This is a genomic window from Candidatus Amarolinea dominans, from assembly GCA_016719785.1.
Classification (GTDB): Bacteria; Chloroflexota; Anaerolineae; order SSC4; family Amarolineaceae; genus Amarolinea; species Amarolinea dominans.
Genome location: JADJYJ010000001.1, coordinates 477,408 through 489,416, shown reverse-complemented (window position 1 = coordinate 489,416; position 12,009 = coordinate 477,408). Strand labels below are relative to the sequence as shown.

Genomic DNA, 12,009 nt, shown 5'->3' with positions numbered 1-12,009 from the left:
GCCTATGCCGATTGCAAGGCTGCACAGGCTACGTTTACGCAACGATCGAACGACACCATGCATACCATTTCACTTGATATTCCCCTCGGTTTGATTCACGCCCTGCGCAGCGCCCAACATGTGGCCGTGTTGACAGGCGCGGGCGTTTCGGCCGAAAGCGGCGTGCCCACCTTCCGCGAGGCACAGACCGGACTCTGGAGCCAGTACAATCCCGAAGACCTGGCGACGCCGGAGGCTTTCCGCCGTCAGCCCGCGCTGGTGTGGGAGTGGTACGCCTGGCGCCGCCGCCTGGTGGCCGCGGCCGAGCCTAACGCTGCCCATCGAGCGTTGGCGGCGCTGGAGACGCTGGTTCCCCGCCTGACCCTCATCACCCAGAATGTGGACGGCCTGCATCAGCGGGCTGGCAGCAGCGATGTGATCGAGCTGCACGGCAACTTGCAGCGCATTGTCTGCTCACGCGATCACCAGGTTGCGACCTCCTGGGTGGAGACGGACGATGTACCGCCCCGCTGCCCGCAGTGCCAGGCCCTGTTGCGCCCGGATGTGGTCTGGTTTGGCGAGAGCCTGCCGTTCCGCGCCCTGCAGGCGGCGCTGGACGCGGCTCGTGATTGCGATGTTTTCCTGAGCGTGGGCACATCGGCGATTGTGCAGCCGGCTGCATCCCTGCCATATGAGGCCCTGGAGCATGGCGCCATCACGGTAGAGGTGAACCCATCGGCCACGGCTCTGACTGAGCATGTCATGTATGCCTTGACGGGATCGGCCGGACAGGTGTTGCCGGCCTTGCTGCACGCCACCTGGCATGATGCCCAAATCGCATCCTAGCAGCCTGTCGGAGAGAACACCTTGTCACCCTGTATGTAGTATGCATTAGAGATACGAACACTACATGCAGCCACAAAGTTGCGCCTAGACATGCCTCTCCGACAGGCTGCAGGGGCTGGTCAAAGAACAGGCTCCCGCTTTTCTTGAGCGAGATGCGCACCAGAATAGGCAGGCGTTCCCTGACAAGCCCTGAGTAAACATGAATTTCTCTCGCATCACCCCCAACCGGGTCGGGCGGCACACCCGCCCTGCATTGTTTCAGGAGGACAAAAGGACGTATGAGCAAAAAAATTGCCGTGTGGGTCGCTTCCATGTTGGCCGGTTTGATCGCGGCCTATCTGATCATTGCGCTGCTGGGCATTCCGGCCGAACGCTTTGGAATCAGTTTTCTGATCGGAACGACTTTCTTCGTCGGGTTGATCTTCATGATCCCCATGGATCATTTTATTCATGCCGGAATCTTGGGTGATCCGACACCGCGCAAACAGAAATAGGCGGCCGCCGCCCAATGAATTCGGGGTGAAGGGGCGTTCCGCCACAAGGTTGGCCTGCAGCGACCGGCGCCGCACCCACGCAAGTGGACGCGGCGCTGGTACGCCCCTCAGGGGCGATTTCAATCGCTGATCGCCGTCGCCCGAATTTTTCTAACATCTGTTGACTTTATTGCAAACTTGACAGCCGCCCGCAAAGCGCGTATGATAGCCGCCCATCTGACCCCTGTGTGATTCGGCCCTTGTGCCACGACTTGCGCAGCATTCCTTTTCGCCGGCCCGTGCCCTGCAACCTGGCACGGTCTGGTGAATTGCCCCACATGCGTACCCGTTTCAGGCGGAGAAACGAAACATGCTTGATGTGCTACTTGCCCATTCCTATTTCTTGCGCTACGACCAAAAGCAGGTTGAGAAGATGCGGCCTTACCCGCCACTGGCCACGCTGTATGCAGCCAGCTATCTGCGCAGCGTCGGTTACTCGGTTGCGCTCTTCGATGCGATGCTGGCCACCGGTGAGCACGAATTCGAAGCCGCCCTGGCGACATACGCACCGCGCTTTGTCGTGTTGTACGAAGACAATTTCAATTTCCTCAGTAAGATGTGCCTGACCCGCATGCGCGAGGCGGCCTGCACCATGAGCCAGGCCGCCCATCGCCGCGGCGCCACCGTCATTGCCTCTGGCTCCGATGTCACCGATCATCCAGAGATTTATCTGCAGCACGGCACGCAGTATGTCATCCTCGGCGAACCAGAGCACACCTTGCGCGAACTGCTCGATGCCTTGCGCGCCGGTCAACCGGCGCGCGCCTCGCTCATCCCCGGCCTGATTTTGCCTGACCCGCAGGCGCCCGGCGGTTTGCACCACACCGCCAGGCGCAATCCCGAACGTTACCCGGATGTTTTCCCCTTCCCCGCCTGGGATTTGCTCGATGTCGAACGCTATCGCGCCGCGTGGATGCAGGCGCACGGCTTCTTCAGCCTGAACATGGTCAGCACGCGCGGCTGCCCTTTTCACTGCAACTGGTGCGCCAAGCCGATCTGGGGCCAGCGCTACGCCATGCGCTCGCCCGCCAATGTGGCCGCGGAGATGGCCTGGATCAAGCAGCACCTGCGGCCCGATCACATCTGGTTTGCCGATGACATTTTTGGCCTGCGCCCCGCCTGGGTCGCCGAGCTGGGGCGTGAGGTGGCGCAGCGCGATGCGGCCATCCCCTTCATGATTCAGTCGCGCGTGGACCTGATGACCGAGGACGCGGTGGCCGGCCTCAAGCAGGCGGGCTGCGTCGAGGTGTGGATGGGCGCGGAGAGCGGTAGCCAGAAGATTCTCGATGCCATGGACAAGGGCACGCAGGTCAGCCAGATCAAGCTCGCCCGCCAGCGCCTGAAACACGCGGGTATCAAGGCCTGCTTCTTCATCCAGTTTGGCTATCCCGGCGAGACCTTCGAGGACATCATGTCAACTGTCCAACTGGTGCGCGAGACCTTGCCTGACAACATTGGCATCAGCGTGAGCTATCCCCTGCCGGGCACCAAGTTCCACGACCTGGTCAAGGAGCAGTTGGGGCCAAAGACGAATTGGGTAGACAGCAACGACCTGGCAATGATGTTCCAGGGTTCCTATCAGTCTCCTTTCTATCGCAAGCTGCACCGGGTGCTGCACCGTGATCTGGAACTGCGCCAGCGCCTGTCCCAGCTTTCTACCAACGGCCACGGTCCCGTTGATGACGTGGCGTTGCTGGCCTCGCTCGATCACCTCAGTCATGAGTGGCTTGACTTGGGGCGCCTGGAAGTGCTGCATCGCAGCGATGCCCCCACCACGATCGTGAAACCGTACGGTGAGTTGGCCGCACCCGATCTCAGCCGCGATTGGAATTGAACCAGCCTGGCGCCGCCAGGTTGAACATGAAAAAGGGGGCTGCATGCATAGTCAAGATGCCTGACCTATTACTGACCCATGGCTACTTCCTGTGGGAGGACGAAAAAGAGCGGCAGATCATGAAGCCTTACCCGACCCTGGGGCTTCTGTACAACTCGGCCTATCTGCGCCGCGCCGGCTTCGATGTGGAGATTTTCGACACGACCTTCAGCAGCAAGGCCGACCTGGCCGCACGCCTGGCGCAGACGCCCGGCGGCGTGCTCGGCATCTACACCAACCTGGTGACACGCGGCCAGGTGGTCTGGATCATCGGCGAAGCCAAGCGCCACGGCTGGACGGTCATTTGTGGCGGGCCGGAGTCGGCCAACTACACGCACGAGTATATCGCCCAGGGCGCCGATGTGGTGGTGGTCGGCGAAGGGGAAGTCACCCTGGCGGAACTGTTGCCCGCCTTAGCGCAGCAGGGGCCGCATCGTCTGCACGGGATTGCCGGCACTGTCTTTTTGGATGAAGAAGGGCAAATTGTCCGCAACGCCGAGCGCGCACAGATCGCGGACATTGACAGCCTGCCCTGGCCGGACCGGGAGCAGATCAACATCAGCCAGTATGTGGATGTCTGGCGCACGCACCACGGCATGGGCAGCGTCAATCTGATCACGGCCCGCGGCTGCCCCTACAAGTGCAAATGGTGTTCGCACGCGGTCTTCGGCTATTCACACCGCCGCCGCAGCTACCTCGACTGCGCGGCCGAAGTGCAGCACATCGTGGAGACCTACAAGCCAGATCAGGTCTGGTACGCGGACGATGTGTTTACGATCAACCACCGCTGGCTGTACGAATATGCCGCCGAGTTGAAGCGGCGCAATCTGCGCCTGCCCTTCGAGACGATCTCTCGCGCGGACCGCCTGCTGAAAGAGGATGTGCTCGCCACCCTGGCCGAGATGGGCTGCTACCGCATCTGGATTGGCTCCGAAAGCGGCAGCCAGCGCATCCTGGACGCGATGCAGCGCGGCGTCACCGTGGAGCAGGTGCAATGGGCAACCCAGGCGGCCCAGCGGCACGGTATCGAGGTGGGCATGTTTCTGATGTGGGGCTATGACGGCGAAGAGATCGAGGATATCGAGGCTACGATCGAGCATGTGAAGAAGGCCAATCCCAACATCTTCTTCACCACCGTGGCCTACCCAATCAAGAACACGCCATACTATGAGACCATCAAGGACACGCTGCGCCTGGATCGTGACTGGGTGGAGGCCACCGACCGCGATTACGTGGTGCGCGGACGGCACACGCGTCAGTATTACCGCTTTGCAGACCAGTGGCTGCGCAACGAGGTCGCGGCCCATCGTTTGAACGGTCAGGATGCCGGCGAGGCCCTGCGCCTGCAGACCCTGGCACAGGAAGCGCGATCCGGTTTGCTGGCGACGGCAGCAGAACAGGAATGTTGAGCGCCGCCGCCTTCGATGACTCGGCCGCGACCTACGATGACGCGTTTACGGAGAGCACCATCGGTCGCCTGCTGCGCGCCGCGGTCTGGCGACGGCTGGATGCGCAGTTCCGCGCCGGCGATCGCGTGCTGGAGCTCAACTGCGGCACCGGCGCCGACGCCATCCACCTGGCGCAGCGCGGCGTCCACGTGCTGGCGACGGACATTTCAGAGGCGATGCTGGCCGTGACCCGCCGCAAGGTGGCGCAGGCTGGGATGGAGGAATTGGTTCAGGTGGCAAAATTGGACATCGCCGATTTGGCCGCATGGGGGAGTTCACTGAGATCAGAGACCAGAGATCAGAGATCGCAAGACAATGACTCGTCGCCCTCCCGTGACCCAATCTCCGGTCTCCGGTCTCCATTCTCTTCTTTCGACGGCGTCTTGTCGAACTTCGGCGGGCTGAACTGCGTTGCTGACCTGGCTGGGGTGGCGCAGGCGCTGGCCGGATTGCTCAAGCCGGGGGGCCGGGCGATTCTGTGCATCATGGGGCCGTTGGCGCCCTGGGAATGGGCTTGGTATTTGCGCCAGGGGCAGGCGGGCAAGGCGTTCAGGCGTCTGCGGCGTGACGGCGTTCCCTGGCGCGGGCTGACGATTCGCTATCCGTCCATTGCTGCGCTGCGGCGAGCGTTTGCCCCCATGTTTACGGTGCAGCGCGTCAGCGCCATCGGCGCCCTGCTGCCACCATCATACGTCGAACCGTGGGCGGCTCGCCATCCAGCCCTGCTGGCCCGGCTGAATCGCATCGAGCGCCGGTTGGAAACAGCCTGGCCGCTGCCCTGGCTGGCGGACCACTACTTGATCGAAATGGTGCTTCACTGATATGACAACGTCGCAACCCCAGTCACTGTCTGGCCCTCGCCGGGAAGCGGTTTTGCCGCTGCCGCGCGTGGACCCGATCACGCAGCTGCCCATCCTGATCCTGTTCCCGCACAGTCACTGCAACTGCCGCTGCCTGATGTGCGACATCTGGCGCGCGACCACGCGTGACGAGGTGCCCGCGGCCGCTGTGGCGCGCTGGCTGGACGAATGGCAGCAGTTGGGCGTGCGCCAGGTGGTGTTGAGCGGCGGCGAGGCCCTGATGCACTCGCACCTGTGGGAACTGTGCGCCCATCTGCGGCGGGCCGACATCAGCATCACCCTGCTCACCACCGGTTTGCTGCTGGCCAGGCACGCCGCGCAGGTGGTGACCTATTGCGACGAGGTGATCGTCAGCCTCGATGGCCCGGCCGCGATCCACAACCGGGTTCGCAACATTCCCCGCGCCTACGAAAAGCTGGCGGCAGGGGTGGCCGCGGTCAAGGCCGCCGATCCCCGCACGACCGCTGCGGCCCGCTGCACCGTGCAGCGCGCAAACTATCACCATTTGCGTGACGTGGTGACCGCGGCGCACGAGCTGGGTCTGGATCGCATCAGCTTCCTGGCGGCCGATGTCAGCACAGACGCCTTCAACCGGCCGCTCGGTTGGGATGACGAACGGGTCATGCAGGTGGCGCTGGCGGCCGATGATCTGCCCCGCCTGGCGCAGGAACTGGACGCGCTGGAAGCCGATTTTGCGGCCGATTTTGCCGCCGGTTTCATCGCCGAGTCGCCGGCCAAGCTGCGCCGGCGCATCCTGCACTACTACACGGCCCTGCTCGGCCAGGGCGAATTCCCGCCCGTGTCGTGCAACGCGCCCTGGGTTTCCACGGTCATCGAAGCAGACGGCACGGTGCGCCCCTGTTTCTTCCAGCCGCCCCTGGGCAACATCTACCAGGCGCCCAGTCTGACCAGCCTGCTCAACGCGCCCGCGGCCGTGGCCTGGCGCCAGGGCCTCGATACCCACCGTGACGCCATCTGCCGCAAGTGCGTCTGCTCTCTTGCTCTGCGTGCCTCATGAACCTGATGCGCCGCCACAAAGTCGTCCTCTACAACCCGCAGGCCGTTTTCTTCACCATGCCCCTGGGCCTGCTGGCCGTCGGCTCTGACCTGGACCCGGAGCAGGTCGAGGTGGTCATCATTGATGGCCGCCTGGAGCGCGACCCGGTGGCCGCGGTGCTGGCGCACGTGGATGATGCGCTCTGCCTGGGAGTCAGCGTGTTGACCGGCGCGCCCATTCGGGATGCCATTCGCATCTCGCGGGCCGCCAAAGCGCGCCGGTCCGACCTGCCGGTGATTTGGGGCGGCTGGCACCCGTCGCTGTTTGGCGCGGCGTGCCTGGCAGAAGCGGCGGTTGACATCACCGTTCAAGCGCAGGGTGAGGAGACCCTGCGCGAGATCGTGCGGCGCCTGGTCAACCACGAGAGCCTGGAGGGCTGCCTGGGCTGCACCTACCGCACCCCCGCCGGCGAAATACAGGTCAATCCCCCGCGGCCGCTGCGCAACATCAACACGTTTCGGACGCACAATTACGGCTTGCTGCCGGTCGAACGCTACTATCAGCTCAAGGGCAAGCGCCAGCTCGACTACATCTCATCGCAAGGCTGTAACTTCCGCTGCGCCTTCTGCGCCGACCCGTTTGTCTACAAGCGCAAGTGGGTCGGGTTCGAGCCGTCGCGCGTGGCCGCCGAGGTGGATGCGCTCTGGCAGCGCTACCGCTTCGATGACCTGTCGCTGCAAGATGAAACCTTCTTCACACGCGCCGATCGCGTCGAGGCCATCGCCGAGGAGTTCATCCGCCGGCGGCTGCCCATCACCTGGGCCGGCACCATGCGCGCGGATCAGGGCGACCGCCTGCCCGACCGGGTCTTGCAGCGCTGCAAGCAGTCGGGCCTGCGCCGCGTCATCATTGGCGTGGAATCCGGCTCGCAGGCCATGATGGATTGGATTCGCAAGGACATTCAATTGGAGCAGGTTTTCATCAGCGCCGAGAAATGCCTGCGCCACGGCATCCGGGTGATCTTTCCGTTCATCGTGGGTTTTCCCAACGAGACCGACGAGAGCGTGCAGGCCTCGCTCGATGTCATCAAGCGGCTGCGTCGCCTCAGCCCCGACTTCGAGACGCCGATTTTCTTCTTCAAGCCCTATCCCGGCTCCCCCATCACCGACGAAGCGGTGCGCCAGGGCTATCAACTGCCGGTCACGCTGGACGAATGGGCTGATTTTGATTTCATCGGCTCGGCCGGGCCCTGGGTCAGCCCGCAGCGCTACCGGCAGGTGGAGCGATTCAAGTTCTACGCGCAACTGGCGTGGGACCATCCCACCCCGTTGAAGCGCCCATTCCAGGTGCTGGCGCAGTGGCGCTGTCAACGCGACCTGTACGCCTTGCCGCTGGAACAGGTGGTCAGCCGCTGGCTCTGGCCGGCGCAGAGGTTGTCGTGAGGGGGAGAGCAGAGATCGGAGACCTGAGATTGGGTCACGGGAGGGCGATGATGCGTCGGGGGAGAGTGGAGAGTGGGGAGTGGAGATTGAAAATCGCAGGCCGATCGCCGCCGAATGAATTCGGGGCGAAGGGGTGTTCCGCCACGAGGTCGGCCTACGCCGACCGGGCTTTGCGTCCACGAAGGTGGACGCCCGGCGGTACGCCCTTTAGGTGCGATTTCAATCGCCGGCTGTTGGCGGTTGTCGCGCGGGGGTGGTTGGCGCTGCGTTACCGTGTGCTGAGCCGTCGCTATGGCCGCCTGGTGCTGGAGGAGATTGACGGCGTGCCGTTGGTGGTTCTGCCGCAGGTCTTCAATCCGGTGCTGCTGCGCACCGGCGCGTTCCTGGCGCGCACCGTGACGACCCTGCCGCTGCCGGCGGGGGCTGAGGTGCTCGACCTGGGCGCGGGTTCGGGCGTAGGGGCCATCTTCGCAGCGCGGGCCGGCGCATCCGTGATCGCCGTGGACATCAACCCGGAGGCGGTGCGTTGCGCGCGGATCAACGCGCTGCTCAATCACCTGGAGCACGCCATCGAAGCGCGTCAGGGCGACCTGTTCGCGCCGGTGGCCGCGGCGCGCTTCGACCTGATCCTGTTCAATCCCCCGTTCTACCGCGGCCGTCCCCGCCGCCCGCTCGACCATGCCTGGCGCGGGGAAGATGTTTTCGAGCGTTTCACGGCCGGCCTGGCCGCGCATCTCAAGCCGGGCGGGCAGGCGCTGTTGATCCTGTCTTCGGACGGCGCGGGCGACGAGCTGCTCGCTAGTCTGCAGGCGGCCGGGTTTGAACAGCAGGTGGCGGCGCGGCAGGATTTGATCAACGAAATCCTGACCGCGTACCTGATCACGCGGTAGCGGGGCGCGGCCATGAGAATCGCCCTGATTGTGCCCGGTGGCGTAGATCGCAGCGGCCGCGAGCGGGTGATTCCCGCGCTGCTCTGCTTGATCGAGCGCCTGGCGGCCCGGCATCGCCTGCTGGTGATTGCGCTGGAGCAGGAAGCAGCGCCTGCCAGCTACGAGCTTTTGGGCGCGCAGGTGATCAACCTGGGGCGCAGCCCGGCCCGGCTGCCCGGATTCGGGTTTGGGCAGCGTTTGCGCCAAAGCCTGGCGGCCCTCGCGGCCCACGGCGGGGCCGATGTCATCCACGCCTTCTGGCTGGGCGCCACCAGCACCCTGGCCCTGGGCGTTGGCCGCTGGCGCAACATTCCGGTGGTTGCCAGTATCGGCGGCGGTGAGTTGACCTGGCTGCCCGACATCGGCTATGGCGGAGCCGGTTCCTGGCGCCATCGGCAGCAGGTCAGGCTGGCGCTGCGATTTGCCCAGGCGATCACCGGCGGCAGCCGCTTCGTGCTGGCGCCCGTCTTGCCCATTCGGCCCGATGCGCGCCTGGTCCCGCTGGGCGTGGATGTGCGCCGCGTCGCCGGCGACCTGCCGGCCGTCGCCCGGCCGCCCGGCCCGCCCTGGCGCCTGCTGCACGCGGCCAGCATCAACCGCGTCAAGGATCAGGCCACGCTCCTGCAGGCGCTGCGTCTGCTGGCGGATCAGGCCGCGGAGGTGCATTTGGACTGGTTTGGCGGGGATACCCTGGGCGGCGAGTTGCAACGGCAGGTATCTGCGCTTGGTTTGGAGCGCCACGTCACCCTGCATGGTGTGCAGCCAAGCGACGTGCTGGCGCCCTATTTTCGCCAGGCGCACCTGTACGTGCAGTCGTCCCGGCACGAGAGCCAGGGGGTGGCGGTGTGCGAAGCCGCGGCCGCGGGCGCGCCCACCGTCGGCACGGCCGTGGGGCTGGTGGCGGAACTGGCGCCGCAAGCCGCCTGGGCCGCACCGGTCGGCGATGCGGCCGGGCTGGCCGCAGGCATCCTGACCTTGCTGGCCGATCCTGCGGAGCGCGACCGCCGCGGCCGCGCCGCGCAGGCCTGGGCGCAGGCGTTCGACGCCGATTGGACCGCCGCCGCGTTCGAGGCCATTTATCAGGAGGTGATCGGGTGAGCGCAGATCAACCGCAGCCGGACGCCAGGCTCCCCGCGCTGCGCCCTTACCAGGCCGGGGACGAAGCCGCGTTGACTGCCCTTTTTGCCGCAGCCTACGGCCACCCGCTGTCCGAGGCGCTCTACCGCTGGAAACTGACCGGCCTGTCCACGCCGACGCCCAATGTGTGGACGGCCTGGGAGCAAGACAGACCGATCTTTCACTACGCCAGCATCCCAACCCCGTACCGGACGCCGGACGGCCCGGCCATCCTGATGACCGGCGCAGATCTGATGACCACGCCCGATCAGCGGCGTCGCGGGCTGCTCACCGCGTACGCGCCGCAGATCTATGAAACCTGGAGCCAGGCCGGGCTGCCGTGTACAGTTGGGCTGCCCAACGAGCGCTGGGGATCGCGCGCGGATCACCTGGGCTGGCAGCCGCTGCTGCCCCTGGCCTGGCTGATCCGGCCCCTGCGCCCGGAGGCGCTCATCGCCCGCCGCTTGCGCCTGCCGTTCCTGGCGCGGGCGGCGATCATCGGCCGCTTGTGGCAGCGCCGTTGGCAAACGCCGGACGCGGCCGGCATCGTCGTGCAGCCGGTCGCCCAGGCCGATGGCCGCTTCGATCGCCTGTGGCAGACCAGCCAGCCGGCGCACGGCTTCTGCGTGCAGCGCGACCGGCATTGGGTCGAATGGCGCTTTCTCTCCGCGCCGGCCGCGGAGCCGCGCTGGCGCTATCAACTCTTGCTGGCTCAGCGCGGCGACGAGCCGGTGGGCTACCTGGCCTATCGCGTGCAGGATGAGGCCGGTCACGCCACGGCGTTCATCGCCGATCTGTGGTCGGCCCCGGCCGATGAGCCGGCGCGGCGAACGCTCTTGGCGCACGCGCTGCGCCTGTTCTACGACCTGGGCGTGGAAAAAGCGGCCGCCCTGGCAGTGCCGGCCACGCCGCTGCATGGCAGCCTGGCGCAGGCCGGGCTGCGACCGGCCCTGGGCGCGTTCACGGTCAAGGCGCGGCCGCTGGCGCAGGCGCTTGATCTGGACACCCTGCGCCAACCGGCCAGTTGGTATCTGACCGGCAGCGATTTCGATGTGATCTGATGATGCAGAATGGTTTTGCGTTGGTTCAAGCGCCGGGCGGCGGTTATCGCCGAACAGGGATGGTGGCTGGCATTCTGGCTGGCCGGCGCGGTCAGGCGAGCGACCAGGGCGGTTGGCCCGCGGGTAAAGCCATGGTCAACGCCGGGCGGCCAACGCGTGCTGGCCCTCGCGCCCCATCCTGATGATGAAGCGTGCGGCTGCGGCGGCGCGCTGCTGCGTCATCGGGCGGCCGGCGACGCGGTGACGATCGTGGTTGTCACCGATGGCCGCCGCTCTCGCAGCCTGGGCCTGTCGCCTGACGAGATGGCCGCTCGGCGCCGGGCCGAGGCGGCGCAGGCCGCGGCGGTTTTGGGCGTCACGGTCTGGCATTGGCTGGGCCTGCCAGAGTGGGAGTGGGAGATCGAGGACCTGGCGCCGCGCCTGTTGGCAGAGCTTGAAACCGGCCAGCCAGACGTGATCTACGCGCCGTCGCGGGTGGATTTTCATCCCGAACACTGGAAGGTGGCGCATGCGCTGGCTGTGGCGCTGGCGCAGTGGCCGGGAACGCCGCGGGTGCGCGTCATGGCCCTGCAGGTTCCCCTCGGTTCGGCGCTGACGAACCTGGTAAGCAGCACCGCAAGCGTTGGGGAGCAACACCGGGCCGCCATCGCCGCGCACGCGTCGCAGGTTTACAGTACGGCGCGCACGCAGCGCATGCGGCGCTACACCGCCGTCGCCTGCGGCCTGCCTGGCGAGGCCGAGGCGTTTTGGGAAATGACCGCGGCCAGGTATCAACGACTGCATGCCGGCGCACCATCTACCTGGCCGATCGTTTTTCGCAGCCTGCGCGCCGGCCCGTGGACTGACGGTCTGGCGTATCTGTGGGGCCGGCGTACACGTCATACGCTGAGCCGCGATTGATGAGAGGGGCTTTGTGCCCATTCAC

General features: G+C 65.7%; 11 protein-coding genes. All 11 read left to right on the top strand.

From position 1 onward, the window contains the following. The first annotated feature begins 57 nt into the window (after nt 1-57). Entirely contained in the window at nt 58-825 is a 768-nt protein-coding gene (locus IPM84_02455; protein MBK9091635.1) for an NAD-dependent deacylase, read from the top strand. 278 nt (nt 826-1,103) lie between these two features. Then, the gene (locus IPM84_02450; GenBank protein MBK9091634.1) at nt 1,104-1,319 is read left to right on the top strand and encodes a hypothetical protein; all 216 of its coding nucleotides are present in this window, start codon (nt 1,104-1,106) and stop codon (nt 1,317-1,319) included. Nucleotides 1,320-1,668: 349 nt separating this feature from the next. Further along, nucleotides 1,669-3,192 carry a B12-binding domain-containing radical SAM protein gene (locus IPM84_02445; protein MBK9091633.1) on the top strand — a complete coding sequence of 508 codons (1,524 nt, stop codon included), beginning with the start codon at nt 1,669-1,671 and terminating at the stop codon, nt 3,190-3,192. 56 nt (nt 3,193-3,248) lie between these two features. Then, nucleotides 3,249-4,640: a B12-binding domain-containing radical SAM protein gene (locus tag IPM84_02440; protein ID MBK9091632.1), complete on the top strand. Its 1,392-nt coding sequence runs from the start codon at nt 3,249-3,251 to the stop codon at nt 4,638-4,640. Further along, nucleotides 4,634-5,500, top strand: a complete 867-nt coding sequence (locus IPM84_02435; protein MBK9091631.1) for a class I SAM-dependent methyltransferase — start codon at nt 4,634-4,636, stop codon at nt 5,498-5,500. The genes IPM84_02440 and IPM84_02435 overlap by 7 nt, the downstream gene beginning before the upstream one ends. 1 nt (nt 5,501) lies before the next feature. After that, nucleotides 5,502-6,557 carry a radical SAM protein gene (locus IPM84_02430; protein ID MBK9091630.1) on the top strand — a complete coding sequence of 352 codons (1,056 nt, stop codon included), beginning with the start codon at nt 5,502-5,504 and terminating at the stop codon, nt 6,555-6,557. A 5-nt stretch (nt 6,558-6,562) separates the two neighbouring features. Then, the gene (locus tag IPM84_02425) at nt 6,563-7,978 is read left to right on the top strand and encodes a B12-binding domain-containing radical SAM protein (protein ID MBK9091629.1); all 1,416 of its coding nucleotides are present in this window, start codon (nt 6,563-6,565) and stop codon (nt 7,976-7,978) included. Nucleotides 7,979-8,235: 257 nt separating this feature from the next. Further along, nucleotides 8,236-8,868: a methyltransferase gene (locus IPM84_02420; GenBank protein ID MBK9091628.1), complete on the top strand. Its 633-nt coding sequence runs from the start codon at nt 8,236-8,238 to the stop codon at nt 8,866-8,868. 12 nt (nt 8,869-8,880) lie between these two features. Further along, nucleotides 8,881-10,005: a glycosyltransferase gene (locus IPM84_02415; protein MBK9091627.1), complete on the top strand. Its 1,125-nt coding sequence runs from the start codon at nt 8,881-8,883 to the stop codon at nt 10,003-10,005. Continuing rightward, nucleotides 10,002-11,084: a GNAT family N-acetyltransferase gene (locus IPM84_02410; GenBank protein ID MBK9091626.1), complete on the top strand. Its 1,083-nt coding sequence runs from the start codon at nt 10,002-10,004 to the stop codon at nt 11,082-11,084. The genes IPM84_02415 and IPM84_02410 overlap by 4 nt, the downstream gene beginning before the upstream one ends. Nucleotides 11,085-11,093: 9 nt before the next feature. Continuing rightward, a complete protein-coding gene (locus IPM84_02405) occupies nt 11,094-11,984 on the top strand; it encodes a PIG-L family deacetylase (GenBank protein ID MBK9091625.1) in 891 nt (296 codons plus the stop codon). The last annotated feature ends 25 nt before the right edge of the window (nt 11,985-12,009 follow it).